Source organism: Pantoea sp. UBA4549, from assembly GCF_002387285.1.
GTDB lineage: Bacteria > Pseudomonadota > Gammaproteobacteria > Enterobacterales > Enterobacteriaceae > Pantoea > Pantoea borealis.
The window spans coordinates 51,354-66,328 of the sequence record NZ_DGLH01000011.1; the positions used below are offsets into that span (position 1 = coordinate 51,354).

At 53.3% G+C, this 14,975-nt stretch carries 14 protein-coding genes; 4 read left to right on the forward strand and 10 right to left on the reverse strand.

Going from position 1 to position 14,975, the window contains the following annotated elements:
• The first annotated feature begins 15 nt into the window (after positions 1 to 15).
• Positions 16 to 984: a deacetylase gene (locus B3041_RS11560; RefSeq protein ID WP_292974250.1), complete on the forward strand. Its 969-nt coding sequence runs from the start codon at positions 16 to 18 to the stop codon at positions 982 to 984.
• Here B3041_RS11560 and B3041_RS11565 read toward each other — a convergent pair.
• The 6 genes from B3041_RS11565 to rfaD are packed head-to-tail and all read right to left on the reverse strand — an operon-like array spanning position 972 to position 7,355.
• Positions 972 to 1,973 carry a glycosyltransferase family 2 protein gene (locus tag B3041_RS11565; RefSeq protein ID WP_292974252.1) on the reverse strand — a complete coding sequence of 334 codons (1,002 nt, stop codon included), beginning with the start codon at positions 1,971 to 1,973 and terminating at the stop codon, positions 972 to 974. The genes B3041_RS11560 and B3041_RS11565 overlap by 13 nt on opposite strands.
• Positions 1,970 to 3,226, reverse strand: coding sequence for an O-antigen ligase family protein (locus B3041_RS11570; RefSeq protein WP_292974254.1), 1,257 nt, complete (start codon positions 3,224 to 3,226; stop codon positions 1,970 to 1,972). Before B3041_RS11570 ends, B3041_RS11565 begins: the two co-directional genes overlap by 4 nt.
• On the reverse strand, positions 3,213 to 4,394 hold the full coding sequence (locus tag B3041_RS11575) for a glycosyltransferase (RefSeq protein WP_292974256.1): 1,182 nt from the start codon (positions 4,392 to 4,394) through the stop codon (positions 3,213 to 3,215). The genes B3041_RS11570 and B3041_RS11575 overlap by 14 nt, the downstream gene beginning before the upstream one ends.
• Entirely contained in the window at positions 4,391 to 5,359 is a 969-nt protein-coding gene (gene rfaC / locus B3041_RS11580; RefSeq protein ID WP_065648425.1) for a lipopolysaccharide heptosyltransferase RfaC, read from the reverse strand. The genes B3041_RS11575 and rfaC overlap by 4 nt, the downstream gene beginning before the upstream one ends.
• Positions 5,347 to 6,405 (reverse strand): ADP-heptose--LPS heptosyltransferase RfaF, encoded by a 1,059-nt coding sequence (gene rfaF / locus B3041_RS11585; protein ID WP_292974258.1) that lies wholly within the window; start codon positions 6,403 to 6,405, stop codon positions 5,347 to 5,349. The genes rfaC and rfaF overlap by 13 nt, the downstream gene beginning before the upstream one ends.
• A gap of 17 nt (positions 6,406 to 6,422) precedes the next feature.
• Positions 6,423 to 7,355 carry an ADP-glyceromanno-heptose 6-epimerase gene (gene rfaD, locus B3041_RS11590; RefSeq protein WP_065648427.1) on the reverse strand — a complete coding sequence of 311 codons (933 nt, stop codon included), beginning with the start codon at positions 7,353 to 7,355 and terminating at the stop codon, positions 6,423 to 6,425.
• A 230-nt stretch (positions 7,356 to 7,585) separates the two neighbouring features.
• Between rfaD and B3041_RS11595 the strand changes: the two genes are divergently transcribed.
• Positions 7,586 to 8,797 carry a glycine C-acetyltransferase gene (locus B3041_RS11595; protein ID WP_065648428.1) on the forward strand — a complete coding sequence of 404 codons (1,212 nt, stop codon included), beginning with the start codon at positions 7,586 to 7,588 and terminating at the stop codon, positions 8,795 to 8,797.
• Positions 8,794 to 9,822 carry an L-threonine 3-dehydrogenase gene (tdh, locus tag B3041_RS11600; protein WP_065648429.1) on the forward strand — a complete coding sequence of 343 codons (1,029 nt, stop codon included), beginning with the start codon at positions 8,794 to 8,796 and terminating at the stop codon, positions 9,820 to 9,822. The genes B3041_RS11595 and tdh overlap by 4 nt, the downstream gene beginning before the upstream one ends.
• 30 nt (positions 9,823 to 9,852) lie before the next feature.
• Here tdh and B3041_RS11605 read toward each other — a convergent pair whose 3' ends face one another.
• From B3041_RS11605 to envC, 4 genes are all read right to left on the reverse strand, one after another.
• Positions 9,853 to 10,764: a glycosyltransferase family A protein gene (locus tag B3041_RS11605; protein ID WP_292974261.1), complete on the reverse strand. Its 912-nt coding sequence runs from the start codon at positions 10,762 to 10,764 to the stop codon at positions 9,853 to 9,855.
• On the reverse strand, positions 10,757 to 11,986 hold the full coding sequence (locus B3041_RS11610) for a glycosyltransferase (RefSeq protein ID WP_292974263.1): 1,230 nt from the start codon (positions 11,984 to 11,986) through the stop codon (positions 10,757 to 10,759). The genes B3041_RS11605 and B3041_RS11610 overlap by 8 nt, the downstream gene beginning before the upstream one ends.
• Before the next feature lie 102 nt (positions 11,987 to 12,088).
• The gene (locus B3041_RS11615; RefSeq protein ID WP_292974302.1) at positions 12,089 to 12,988 is read right to left on the reverse strand and encodes a divergent polysaccharide deacetylase family protein; all 900 of its coding nucleotides are present in this window, start codon (positions 12,986 to 12,988) and stop codon (positions 12,089 to 12,091) included.
• Between the two features lie 3 nt (positions 12,989 to 12,991).
• Positions 12,992 to 14,293 (reverse strand): murein hydrolase activator EnvC, encoded by a 1,302-nt coding sequence (gene envC / locus B3041_RS11620; RefSeq protein ID WP_065648432.1) that lies wholly within the window; start codon positions 14,291 to 14,293, stop codon positions 12,992 to 12,994.
• Positions 14,294 to 14,542: 249 nt separating this feature from the next.
• On the opposite strand from envC, the gene B3041_RS11625 reads away from it, so the two are divergent.
• Positions 14,543 to 14,974, forward strand: coding sequence for a rhodanese-like domain-containing protein (locus tag B3041_RS11625; RefSeq protein ID WP_065648433.1), 432 nt, complete (start codon positions 14,543 to 14,545; stop codon positions 14,972 to 14,974).
• Position 14,975 lies beyond the last annotated feature (1 nt).

Here is a 14,975-nt window from a genome sequence, read left to right on the forward strand (position 1 = left end):
TATACCGGACAAGTTATGGAAAAGCCTGCCTTTTTGATTACCCTGGATACTGAAGGTGATAACCTGTGGCGCAACCGCAGCGGAAAGGTAACAACGCATAACGTCAGTTTCCTGCCCCGCTTTCAGATGCTATGCGAAAAGTACGGCTTCAGGCCTACCTGGCTGACCAATTACGAAATGGCGAGCGACCCTGCCTATGTGGAGTTCGGGCGGGATTTGCTGGCCCGCGGACAGGGGGAGATTGGTATGCATCTTCACGCCTGGTATAGCCCACCGGAATATAAACTAACGCAGGACGACTGGCGTTATCAACCCTATCTGATTGAGTATCCCGAGGCCGTTTTACGCGATAAAGTCGCTTTTATGACGGCGTTGCTGGAGAAGGCATTTCAGCAAAAAATGACCAGTCATCGCGCTGGCCGCTGGGCCTTTAACGAAGTGTATGCTCAGGCCTTAATCGATAACGGGTATCTGGTGGACTGCTCCGTCACCCCGCGGGTTAGCTGGCGTCATTCATCCGGCGCCCCGCAGGGGAACGGAGGCTCTGACTACAGTCGCTTCCCCGATCGCGCTTACTATATAGACACCAGCGATATCTCAAAGCCCGGCGACAGTCCGCTGCTTGAATTGCCCATGAGCATTCAGTATCGCTATGGCCCAATGACCAATCGGTTCAAAAAGGCGTGGAATCAGCTGCGTGGTAAGCCGCGCGGACCTTCTGTCAACTGGCTGCGCCCGACCGGTGGCAACCTGAATGAAATGAAAAAGGTTGCCGCACAGACGCTCGATCAGGGCAGTGATTATATCGAGTTTATGCTTCACTCTTCTGAGTTCATGCCAGACGGCAGCCCTACATTTAAAACTGAGGCGGACATCGACAGGCTGTACAGCGATCTGGAGCAGCTGTTTATCTGGCTCCAGCCACGTGTACAGGGCATGACGCTGACCGAGTATGCCTTACATAAAAAAGGTCAGGCACGCTGATGCGTTTCAGAGCGGCGCTTTCTGAACAGGCCGTTCAGGTATGAGAAAAAGGTATCAACCTGAGGAAAGCGCAACTGCAGATATTTTTTTGTCCTGCAGTTGCCCTGGCAAATCACTGCCGCTGAGCGGAAAAGCGCGAGAGTAGAGTGCTCGTAATAGTAATAGCCGTAGACAATTTTCGACATGCTCTTTATTTCATTAAAGCAGTCCAGCACCATAAATGACGCCAGACGCTGATGAGCTTTATCTTTCTTTTCTGCCCAGATGAGCATTTTCTGCATGGCAAAGGTAAGATCGGCGATATCACTTTTTCTGACATTGCGTGTTATACCGCTTTTATTATCGCGATAGAAATAAAGCGTATTATCCAGATGCGCAATGTTGTCTGTTTTGAAATAGATAAAAGGTGTAAAAATCACATCTTCGTAGCGCCTGCCCGATGCAAAACGTTCATCACTCAGCAGAGCACGACGGTAAACCCGGTTCCACAAATGCCACATCGATTTTTTAAACAGAGGCTCAAGGCAGTTCACGCCCGAGGACTGAAAGTCATAGGCGATACGTTTCACATCGAGGGTTTCCATCTCCTCAGGTGGCTGTCGTTCAAAACGCGCATAGTTGAAATCGATTAAATCATCATTATCAGTCAGCAACAGCGGCCTGATAACAGCAATATAGTGCCTGCTGATCATATCGTCTGCATCGATAAATGTGACAAACGTTCCCCTGGCGTGCTGCAGACCGATATTACGCGTATCAGCAATGCCGCAGTTTTTCTGCTGCAGAAACAGCACTGCTTCATGCTGTTGGGTCTGCAAAAAAGTGCCAATTATGCCCGCTGAGTTATCCTCTGAACCATCATCAATAATGATGACTTCAATATCAGGTTCAAGCTGCGTAAACAGCGACTGCAGGCAGGGAAGAATAAACTCCCCTGCATTAAAGCAGGGGATAATGATGCTCAGAACGGGCGGGCTCGATTTTGTCATTGATGTTTTTCCTGATGATGCGAACCTTTCATCATGAAGAAAACAAATATAATTGTCAGACAGTAGATGAGGGTACATTCTGTACTAAAGAAAATCACATCACTTAGCCCATAACCTATCAGCGCCAGCGTCAGGGTCAGTAAAAGCGCATTTCCGCCACGTCTGAATGCATAAACCAGCAGCATAATATAGAAGTTCACCAGTGCCAGCGCGCCTGCTATCCCTTTTATCGAAAAGGTTTCCAGTACTTCATTATGCATATGAACAGTCAGGTAAGGTAATGCGCCATACAGCTGCGGCTGTTGCTGAATAATCTGTTTTGCCAGCAAAGCCCGATGTTCTGCTGACTGGCCCGCAGGGGAATGTATGCCGGTTTTCAGCGCGATAATCTGCATGCTTAAGCGGGAGACAACTGAATTTTCTCCGCGGTTTTTATGCATATCCGCAATATTTTGCTGAAACTCATCGATGCGATTAGCTATCTTGTCTTTAAATATCAGCGAACCTGCGATAAAAAGTACGGGAATAATGACAAAAAGCGCAACTTTATAGCTTCTGCTGATAACATTTTTTGAAAATAAGATGAGTATCAGGGCCAGTACAGGAAAAACAAGCATTGCCGCGCGCGTACCGGTCAGAATAATAGCAAGATAACTAAACAAAAAAGCCGCAGGAAAAAGGAAAAGCTTCAATTTATTTTTCTGCAGTAAAATTGCCTTGAGGAAAACTAAATTGACAGCGCTGATGATATAGGCGGCCATAGTCGCCCGGTCAAAGTTCAGCTCTACGCGACGCAGATGCAGCCATGCGCCCTGATAGATAGCATAGGTATTAACCGCCAGGCCAGTCAGAATTGCGGCAAGAATAGCCTTGCTGCGTAGGTCACTTTTATCATTTAAGACAAAAAAGAGAATAAGTGCGGCCGATATCTGTAAGCGGCCCGTTGACTGATACTGGCGATAGAGACTGATAAAATCGCCTGGCTGCTTATAAACCACAGTCCAGATGATACTGGCGATGCCCACCAGCAACATGGCCGCAGGTAACGCGATATTTATTCGCAATTTAGCGTAATACAAGGCATGGGTAGCTATGACAATGAAAGCAATATAACTGGTTATATAAAATACATTGCGGCCAAAGCTGCCGCCAAAGGGCGCGGTGAGCAGTGCCGTTGCGCATCCAAAAAATATCAGGGTACTTATTGCAGCGTGGGGGGCTTCGCGCCTTGCCAGGTAATTACTGATGTGCATTTTTTATATTCGCAATTTCGTTTAAGGAACTTTCTATTTCATCTCTGAAATACGCATAATCAAAGTGAGTCATTGTCCAGTTTTTAGCGTTTTCACTGTATGCCTGATAGTTCTCTTTTTGTATCAGAAATTCAAACGCATCGGCACAATCGATATGAGAAAGCAGCATCGGTTCAGTCATGGCATCTTTTATCGGATCGTATACCTGATAAGGAAAGTCAACGTCAATCCCCGTAAGCTGCTGGTGTTCACTTAAAGAAACCCGGGGTGATAAGCCAATGCCACAAATTTTGTCGGCAATCACTTCAGGCTGCCCGTCGACAAAAGGGAAAATCACAGGTACGCCAAAATAAAGGGCTTCCATACAGGACAGACCAAAAGGCTCGGTCACTGGCGTACTCATATAAATATCAACGCGATTGAAAAAGTCGGCAATATTATGCTGAAAACCGCTGAATCTGACATGCTCTGATATGCCAAGCCGCTGCGCTAAATCTTCAAATGCTTCACGATCGGGGCCTTTTCCGGCAACTTCAAGCGTGACATTATGCCCGCGCGTTAGCAGCTCTTTCGTCATCAAAAGCGAAACAGAGATCCCCTTCAGGCCAACCTGACGCGATGCGGTTCCGATTCTGATCGGCTGGCGGAGTTGCCGCACTGCAGGATCGATTCCCTGAGGCGTGACCAGACGGTTAATCACAACTTTATGCAGGCAGGGCAGATTGAAACGGTGCTGCATTACTCTGGACGACGCTCCGGAGGCTGAAATAACCCCATCCAGCATGGCCATAAACGCAAGCGTTTTACCGTTCTTTGGATAACGCCATGAACAGCCGTGATCGTAATAAACCAGTTTCGCCTTGCGGGGTTTAGCGGTAAGCCGGGGAACCAGATCCCACACAATAATCATATCGGCATTACTGGCATTTACGCGTTTTTGCAGCAGATGCTTGCGCAGGAACTGCGGGCTTTTTAAAGGAAAGTGCGGAAACAGCCGGTTAGCAAAGGTAACGTGCTGCCGGGGCATCTGCTGCAAAATATCCGGGTCGATCTGATTACTGATGCAGATAACGTCATCGTTTCCGTCAGAAACATCATTGATGTACTGAAGAAACAGCCGTTCAACGCCGCCCATTTTGCCTAAATTGATAATGTGCAATTTCTTCATGCTAACACCTGCTTTAACGTCTCCAGCACCGTGTCAGGTTGGATATCTGCCATCCTGTCACCCTGAACCGGGCGCAGCGCGTGCTGGTTTCTGCCGTAGCCGCCAATCAGCCCCGGATCGGTCGGACCAAACAGCGTAATATTGGGTCTGTCCAGTGCGGCGGTCAGATGGCTGAGCCCGGTGTCCACAGAGACTACCGCGCGCGCGCCGGCCAGCTGCTGAGCCACCTGTTCCAGCGTCAGTTTTGGCAAGACTTCCACATGGGAAAAGCCTTCCGCCAGCCGCTGCGCACGCTGCTGTTCATGTATTGCGCCCCACGGCAGCCTGATCTGCAGGCCGGTCGGCTGCAGCAGCGTAATCAGCTCACGCCAGTGTGCTTCCGGCCAGTGTTTGTTGTCGCGGGTTGTGGCGTGTAAAAACACCAGCCAGGGCTGTACTGTTGCGGGCCGGGGAGTCAGAAAATGTGCCGCAATGGCATAATCACCCTGGGTGGCGGGTTTTTCATAGCCGAGACTTTTCGCAAACAGCTCGCGCGTGCGCTCAACGGCGTGCTGTTGCTTGCTGATCTCATGGCGCCTGTCGTACCACCAGCTGGCAAAAGGCTCGCGCGCGCTGCGGCTGTCCAGGCCATGTTTTGTGCCGGTTGCCAGACGCGTCACCAGTGCGGCGCTTTTAATTAAGCCCTGTGCATCAATGACCACATCATACTGGCGCGACTGCAAATTGCGCTTAAACGCGACGCGCTCTTCGCGCTGCTGGCTGCCAAACCAGTGTTTGCGCCAGCGCCGGATCGCGACCGGCAGCACCTTATCTACAGCAGGATGCCAGCCGGGGATCTGAGCAAAATTTTCTTCGACGACCCAGTCAAAGCGTATGCCTGGCAGTGCCTGCATCGCATCGGTAAGCGCGGGCAGCGTATGAAGGACATCCCCCATCGAAGAGGTTTTAACGATTAAAACGCGCATGTCTGCTCCTGCGCCGGCTGCAGCAGCGCGCTCAGGGTCTGATGCACGCGCGCAGGCGTGATGTCGATCAGACTCTGATGATACCCTTCAGCGGCATCGCCTTTACGCACCTTGTGATAGCCGCTGATCAACCGGATAACGCGTGCCTGGCGGGAAAGTGGCGGCGTGAAGTCCGGGCTGCTCGGGCCATACAGCGCGACCAGCGGCCGGTTGAGCGCAGCTGCAATGTGCATCAGACCGGAATCGTTGCTGACCACGGCACGACAATGGGCGAGCAGGATCACCGCCTGCTCCAGCTGCGTCTCGCCCGCCAGATTTTTACCGTGCGCGCGTAACGGATCAGGCAGCGCCTGCAGAATGGACTCACCGGTATCGCGATCTTTGGCTGAGCCAAACAGCACGACCTGGTAGCCCTCTGCAATCAGCTGTTCTGCCAGGGCGGCATAGTGATAATGCGGCCAGCGTTTCGCCGGCCCGAACTCTGCGCCCGGACAAAAGCCGATAACCGGACGATCGGCGGAGAGGCCAAACTGCGCGGCTGTCATGCGCTTTTCATCGTCCTCTACGCGCAGCTGCGGCCAGAGCAGAGGCTGCGGCAGTTGCTCAGCTGAGGTAACCGGCGTGTCATACGCCAGAGCAACATAGCGCTCTACCATCAGCGGAAACGCCGCTTTGTCCAGTACCCGCACATCATTGAGCACGCCGTAGCGCATTTCACCGCGCCAGCCGGTACGTCGCGGAATGCCGGCGAAAAACGGCACCAGCGCCGACTTAAATGAATTCGGCAAGACGTAAGCGCGGTCGTAACCGCTGGCTTGCAGGGTTTTGCCAAGACGACGGCGCTCGCCCAGCGCCAGCGCGCCGTGTCCCAGCGGCATCGCCAGCGCCTGATTCACTTCCGGCATGCGTGACAGCAGCGGGCGGCACCAGGCAGGTGCCATAACATCAATGACCGCATCAGGATGCGCCACCTTGAGAGTGCGATAGAGACTTTGCGACATCATCATATCGCCGACCCAGGAAGGGCCAATAACCAGAATTTTCATCGCTGATGCGGGTGTCCTTATGCGTTGCGATTCAGCCAGGCCATATATTCGCCTACGCCCTGTGCGACGGTTTTGAAGGGCTTGTCATAGCCCGCTTCACGCAGTTTTGTGAGATCGGCCTGGGTAAATGCCTGATAACGCCCTTTGAGCTTATCCGGGAAAGGAATGTACTCAATCTGGCCTTTCTGATGGAATTTAAGCACGGCATCAGCCACTTCCTGGAACGACTCTGCGCGTCCGGTGCCGCAGTTATAGATACCGGATACGCCGTTCTCCCAGCACCACAGGTTCACCGCAACAACATCATCTACATGAATAAAATCACGACGGAAGCTGTCGCTGCCTTCAAACAGCTTAGGGTTTTCGCCGTTGCTGATTTGCGTATTCAGATGAAATGCCACGCTGGCCATACTGCCTTTGTGCCCTTCGCGCGGACCATACACATTGAAATAGCGGAAACCACATACCGGCGAATCTGCTTCAGGCAGAATCTGACGCACGTAGTGATCAAACAGCATTTTTGAATAGCCATAGACGTTCAGCGGCTCTTCATACTGGCGCTCTTCGATAAAGTTCTCATTGCGGCCACCATACGTCGCAGCAGAAGAGGCGTAGAGAAACGGGATCTCACGCTCAAGGCAGAAATGCAGCAGATCTTTGGAGTACTGGTAGTTGTTATCCATCATGTACTTGCCATCCCACTCGGTGGTGGCTGAACAGGCACCTTCATGGAAGACCGCTTCAATGGGTCCCAGATCTTCGCCTGACATGATGTAAGAGAGAAACTCTTCTTTATCCATATAATCGGCGATATTCAGATCCGCCAGATTCACAAATTTGGTGCCATCTTTCAGGTTATCCACGACCAGAATGTCGCTATGACCGCGATCGTTAAGCGCTTTAACGATGTTGCTGCCAATCATGCCAGCGCCGCCGGTAACGATAATCATATGCTTAGCCTTTAATCAGTTAGGGTGAAACAGAAGGTTTCACGCACGAATACCTATCATCATAACATTTCAGCCCTGTCCGGACAGCCAGATGCGTGAGGCGTATCGCACAAACGCTGGCCATGGCGTGAACTATGCTGCAAAACGAACATTTAGCTGGCTGAAATATCGTCTGCACACCATTTGCTCAGTAAGATGCCCCGGTAATTGGCGATCTAAGGAGCAGAATCATGTCCGGTCAGTTTTATTCGCAAATCCGTCAGCAGCTTGAGACAACGCGTCAGGACGGATTGTTCAAACAGGAACGCCGCATTACGTCGGCCCAGCAGGCAGAGATCAGCGTCGACCACGGCGCCCCGGTCATTAACTTTTGTGCTAACAACTATCTCGGTCTGGCTAACCATCCGGCGCTGATTCAGGCGGCCAAAGAGGGTATGGATTCTCACGGCTTTGGTATGGCATCGGTGCGCTTTATCTGTGGTACGCAGGATACGCATCAGCAGCTGGAGCGTAAGCTGGCTGACTTTCTTGGTATGGAAGAGGCGATTCTGTTCTCCTCCTGTTTTGACGCTAACGGCGGCCTGTTTGAGGCGCTGCTGGGGCCGGAGGATGCCATTGTTTCCGATGCGCTGAATCACGCGTCCATCATCGATGGCATACGTCTGTGCAAGGCACAGCGTTATCGCTACGCCAATAACGATATGCAGGCGCTGCGTGCCTGTCTGCAGGAGGCGCGTGATAAGGGTGCCCGTCATATAATGATTGCCACCGATGGCGTGTTCTCCATGGATGGCGTGATTGCTAACCTGCAGGGAATTTGCGACCTGGCGGAGGAGTTTGATGCGCTGGTCATGGTGGATGATTCTCACGCGGTGGGCGTCGTCGGCGCAGCCGGACGCGGTACGCATGAATACTGCGGCGTGATGGATCGCGTCGATATTCTCACCGGGACATTAGGTAAAGCGCTGGGCGGCGCGTCCGGCGGCTACGTGGCTGCGAAAAAAGAGGTGGTGGAGTGGCTGCGTCAGCGTGCACGCCCCTATCTGTTTTCTAACTCGCTGGCGCCGGCCATTGTCTCTGCCTCACTGCGGGTGCTGGATTTGCTGAGTGAGGGCGACGGCCTGCGCCAGCGGCTCTGGGATAATGCACGCTTTTTCCGCGAAAAAATGCGCGCTGCCGGCTTTACGCTGGCCGGGGCTGACCACGCCATTATTCCGGTGATGCTGGGTGAAGCAAACGTGGCGCAGCAGTTTGCCACGCTGCTGCAGCAGGAAGGCATTTACGTCACCGGCTTTTTCTATCCGGTGGTGCCGCAGGGTGAAGCGCGCATTCGCACGCAGATGTCTGCTGCTCATACGCAGGCGCAGCTGGAACAGGCCATCGCCGCGTTTATCCGCGTGGGCCAGCAGCTGGGCGTGATTGCCGCAGGAGCAGAACAATGAAAGCACTTGCTAAACTGAAAGCTGAAGAGGGGATCTGGATGGTGCGGGATGCGCCGGTGCCGGAACCCGGGCATAACGATTTGCTGATTAAGATCCGCAAAACCGCTATTTGCGGCACGGATATTCACATCTACAACTGGGATGAGTGGTCACGCAAAACCATTCCGGTGCCGATGATCACCGGACATGAGTATGTCGGTGAAGTGGTTGGCATGGGGCAGGAGGTCAAAGGCTTCGCCATCGGCGATCGCGTTTCCGGAGAGGGCCATATTACCTGCGGTCACTGCCGTAACTGCCGGGCCGGGCGAACGCACCTGTGCCGCAATACGGTGGGCGTGGGGGTAAACCGGCAGGGCTGCTTCGCGGAGTATCTGGTTATCCCGGCGTACAATGCGTTTAAAATTCCCGATAACATTTCTGACGAGCTGGCCGCCATCTTTGATCCGTTCGGCAACGCCGTACATACTGCGCTGTCATTTGATCTGCCAGGTGAAGATGTCCTGATCTGCGGCGCCGGGCCGATTGGTATTATGGCCGCCGCCGTCTGCAGGCATGTGGGTGCCCGTCACGTGGTGATCACCGACGTGAATGACTACCGTCTGAGTCTGGCGCGCGGGATGGGTGTGACCCGGGCCGTTAACGTGGCGCAGGAGAATCTGCGCGACGTGATGCAGGAGCTCGGTATGACCGAAGGGTTTGATGTCGGACTGGAGATGTCAGGCGCACCGGCAGCTTTCCGCACGATGCTGGAAACCATGAATCACGGCGGGCGCATTGCGCTGCTGGGCATTCCACCCGGTGATATGGCGATCGACTGGAATCTGGTCATCTTCAAAGGCCTGTTTATCAAAGGCATTTATGGCCGTGAGATGTTTGAGACCTGGTACAAAATGGCGGCACTGATCCAGTCCGGACTGGATCTCACGCCAGTGATCACCCATCGCTATCATATCGACGAATTTCAGCAGGGTTTCGATGAAATGCGCTCCGGGCGCTCAGGGAAAGTCGTGCTGAGCTGGGATTGACCGGACTCCGGCCCGCGGGCCGGAGTCATATCAGCTGCGTTTTTTCTCTTCATCAGTCAGGTAGCGTACTTTGCGCGTGTAGTCCTGACCTTTAAACTGCAGCGGCTGTGCCGGGTCCTGCAGGTACTTCTGCCATTCACTTAACGGAAAACCGCCGTGGGCGCCAATGACCTCAGGCGGGATCACCGCTGCGGTCCCGCCGATGCGCTTGGAGACCGGCCAGTTTGCCCATTCGCCCAGGTTGACCGTGACCAGATCGAGCATATCCAGCAGCGCAGAGAGCGGCAGCTGATCGGTGGGTGGCTGATTGTCATTCATCAGCTCCCAGGTATCCTGAAACAGCGTCAGCCACAGCGGACAGATACGCTTCCAGGTCTGACGCGTGGCGGCCAGATAAGCGCCATTGACATGGTCAACCAGATAGGGCCGGATGGCGGGTTTATAGTAAGCCGGGATCTGCTCTTCAGCTGCATTCTCCAGTTTGGCAATCATTCTGCCTTCTCTGAAGCTGGAGTAAAGATAACCTTCCCGCAGGCTGAGGGCAGGGTCTTTAAGCAGGTTAAGGTCAGAGTCGATCATCAGAACGGCATCACCGCTGGCCTGTAAAGGCGCCTGCAGTTTAATCAGCCGGCTGCGGTAAATCTGTTTATAACGGTAGCTCTCTTCGCGATGCGGGATGGTCAGCGTCGCAACACGGGTCTTTGCCGGCAGTTCACCAAATTTTGTTGCGGGCTGGTCGCTGACGATAACAATTTCCGTGATGCTGGTGGCAAAACGGCTGGCAAAGCAGGCGCTGAGCAGCGCTTCTTCAATATAGTCCTCACCGGCACACGGGATCACCACGGAGGTAACCGGAATTGTGCCCTGCACGCGACTCTCGCTGTATGGAATATTGTGACGCGCGCGAATATGGCGGAAACGTTTATTAAAAAAATTAAGCATGACTCTTTTCCTGAATAACATTAGCCAGAACCGTTTCTACGCCCTGAATATAGTTATCAATAGCGTAATGTTCGCGTACCTTTCCGGCAGCAGTGTCAGTTAATTTCTGACGTAATTCTTTGTTTTCCCACAGGGCAATCAGCTGCTGTGTCAGCTGCGCGATATCACCATATTCAAACAGCAGGCCGGTCTGGTTGTGTTCAATCAGTTCAGCTGTGCCGGTCACCCGCGATCCGATAACAGCGGTATTAACCAGCATTGCTTCAAGCACTACGCGGGGTAAACCTTCACTTTGCGAGGCCAGTATAAACGCGTCAAACGCTGCCAGAAAATCGAGCGCATTGTTTTTAAAACCGGTAAAAACGATGCGGCCAGCAATCTGCTCTTTTTCTGCCAGTTGTGCGAGATTAGCCTGTTCCGGACCGGCACCTACAATCAGCATTTTCCAGTCAGCGTGAGGGTAGAGGCGATGAAACCGGCCCAGCGCGCTCAGCGTGTGGTGGTTGGCTTTACGCGCTATCAGTGAACCAATAGAGCCAAATACAAACGTTTCAGGTGCTATCTGCAGGGCCTGTCGAACAGCAGTGCGATCGGGCAACGGCTGGTGAATATCGATGGCATTACTGACGGTATGGCAGAGGTGATGATGAACGCCATGACGCTGCAGGGTATGACTGACGCCGTGCGAAACGCAGATAATTGCCTTACAGTCCCGGTTCAGCATCGTGACCAGCTGACGATTCAGCATCGGGTCGATACGGCAGTGCTGCACCACCGGGATCTCAAGCGGGCGGGCTGCCAGATAGCCTTCAGTATTGGTACTGGGCTGATTATTCATATAAAGCAGGTCAAACTGGCCTGCCTGCAGAAGCTCGCCAATCTTGTGTGCATTCGGAATAATGCGCCACCGGCGATCCACGACATGAACCGCTTTTTTTCTGCGCTCTTTGCTGAAAAAAAGCAGCGTGCGGACTATTTCTTTGCTGATTTTTGCCCAGAGAGGCTGTCTGCGCTGCGGAATAAACGTCACCGGGATGGCTAACGATCCAAGAGTCTGTTCAATGGTTTCGTCATTGCCGCGCGAATAATTATGATAAAAGCAGCAGGTGATATCGAACTGGTTACGATCGATCCGCTTTAGCAATTCCAGCATGCTATTGGTGCCGCCGCCCCACTCGCGACCATTATCAAGCAGTAGAATTTTTTGTTTATGCGGCGTCATTCCTGCTGATGTCCTTGTTCTGTGCAGTGCGTTTTCGGGCAAGAGTATAAACTTTCTGGCTGCAATGTGAATGTCAGTGGTGCGGTCGCCCGCACCACTGATTTAAAACAGCGCTTTCAGTTTGAGCATGAACGGATTCTGCATCAGACCTTCGCCGATGATTTCCACTGCCCGCTGTTGCGGTACCGGCGTGGCGCTGACTTTACAGAGGGCAGGCGCACGGAAATGCGCGCTTGCGGGTTTAGCCGGAACGGCTGCGGCAGGTTTTGTGGTGTGACGCAGCGGCTCATCCAGCAGCTGACCTGGCGTAACCAGCGTGACATCAGCCGGAAGCGAAGGTAGCATCTGCTGCAGGACGCGTACGGTTGTCGGGTGCGGATGGCCGATAGCGATAGCAGACCCGTCCCGCTGTGCCAGCTTAACCGCCCGGGTAAACTGCTGCCGTACCATCGCTTCATTTTGATTATCATCAAGAAACACGCGACGTTTTACGACTTTGACCTGCGTCCCCTGTGCTGCCGCAACGGCCTGACTATTGCCGATGGTCATGCTGTCGAGAAAATAGTAGTTATAGTGATTCAGCACCTGCATCACTTTCTGCATCCCGGCCAGGCTGGAAGTCATTTTACTGCCCATGTGATTATTCAGGCCAACCGCGTAGGGAACTTTACCGCTGGCTTCACGGATAATGCGGGCAATTTCGTCGCTGCTCATCTCCGGGGTCAGGGTATCTTTTTCCAGCGGCTGTTTGCTGAGCGGGGCCATTGGCAGGTGAATCAACACTTCATGGCCGCGCTGATGGGCTTTAGTGGCCATCTCGCGCGCATGCGGGGCATTGGGCAGTACGGCAACGGAAATAGCCGCCGGCATCGCCAGCACTTTGTTCTCTTCAGCAGGACGGTAGCCAAAATCATCAATGACAATCGCTAATTTTGCCGCGTGTGCGCTGAAGCTCAGAAGAGAGCCGCACAGCAGAGCGGGTAACGTTCGGGATAAAAACAGCACTTATCTTCCTAACCACGGTAGTGGGTTAACAGCTTTGCCCTGACGGCGGATCTCAAAATAGAGCGACGGCGTACCGCGGCCACCGCTGGTGCCTACCAGCGCCACCGGCTGACCGGCTTTCACCTGTGCACCAACGCTTACCAGGGCGCTCTGGTTATAGCCGTACAGGCTCATGTCGCCTTTACCGTGCTCCAGCACCACAACCAGCCCGTATCCCTGCAGCCAGTCGGCCATCAGTACCCGTCCATCCGCAATCGCTTTTACTTCGGTTCCTTCCGGTGCGTCAATCACCAGTCCTTTCCAGCGGAGTTCACCCTGCATCGATTCACCGAAGCGGTGTTCAATTCTGCCGCGGACTGGCCAGAAAGCCTGACCGCCCGCGCGCCCCAGCCCGCCGGTACGCGCCATCAGCTCACGCTCGCTCTGCGTTGGGGCATAGCTGGAACCTTTCGCTTTGGCCTGCGCCTGACGCTGGCGAACCTTCTCTGCTTCACGCGCCTCACGCTCAGCCCGCTGACGCGCTTCGCGCTCTGCTCTGGCAATTTTATCCTGCAGACGGCTTTCGTTCTGGCGCATTTCAACCAGATCTGCCTGATCTTTTTCCAGCGCGTTTTCCAGCGCGGAGAGGGTTTTTTTGCGGGCAGCGCTGGCGTTTTCCAGCTTGCTTTGCTGCGCCTGCTGCTGAACGAGCAGATTTTTTTGCTGCTGCTGTTTGCTCTGCATGGTCAGGCGCTGTTCAGCCAGCTGCTGCCGGGTCTGGCGCAGTTCATCAATATTTTTTTGGCGCGCGGCGTTGAGGTAACCAAAATAGGCTAGGATACGTTCGCTGCGCTGCGCTTCTGCGCCGCCCAGCAACAGCTGTACACCATTATGCTGTCCCTGACGGAAAGCGGCGTCGAGCTGTTGTGACAGCAGACTTTCCTGCTGCGTCTGCTGCTGTTCAAGGCGGGAGATAGAGGCAGTAAGCTGAGCCACTTCTTTGTCGAGCGTGCTTAAGCTATTGCGCGTCTCACGCAGCTGACGGCTCGCCTGCGCGATGATTTTCTCCTGACTCCGGAGCTGATCGAGCAGTTTACTGCGCTCAGTTTTCTGCGCTTTAACGCGCTTCTCTTTTTCCGCGATACTTTGCTGAATGGTTTTTAACTGCGCTTTGTTGTCGTCAGCGCTGTAACCCGTAACGGGCAGCAAAAACATACCCGCACACAGCAGGCTGAGGGAGAGGGCGGACCAGCGGAATACCAGCTGAGCAGCCGGGCCGTTGTGAGGGGTCCTTGTGGGTGTAATGCGCGCTTTTCCCTTCATAGTTAATAATTATTCCACGATGAACAGCCGCTTACCAGTTATCCCGGCCAGCTTTTAGATTACGAAACATGTCGCTTTAAAGCTTAGCGCGATAAACATTGTCTGAATTTTGCGATTAGAACATTTTTTTTGGAAAATGACGCACAAATCGTATCTCTGCCCGCATCGCGACTGTACATGCGAAGTGGCGCAGGTATACTCAGAACCCTTGTTTTAGCTTATAAGCCCGGTCTGGAGTCGTTACCTCTCATGCAAGAAATCATGCAGTTTGCAAGCAATCACCCCATCCTTAGTCTGGCATGGGTCGTTTTACTTATTCTGGTGATTGTGACCACCGTTAAAGGGATGTTCTCTAAGGTAAAAACCATCAGCCGTGGTGAAGCAACCCACCTGATTAATAAAGAGAACGCGGTGGTAGTAGACGTGCGTTCACGCGACGATTATCGCAAGGGGCATATTTCCGGAGCGGTTAACGTGGCAGCAGCAGATATTAAAAAAGGCAGCTTCGGCGAGCTGGAAAAGCACAAGTCGCAGCCCATAATTGTGGTATGTGCCACCGGTCAAAGCGCGGGTGATTCAGCAGCAACGCTGAGCGCCGCAGGCTTTGAACATGTCGCTGTCCTGAAAGATGGCATCAGCGGCTGGAGTGGCGAAAACCTGCCGCTGGTTCGCGGTAAATAAT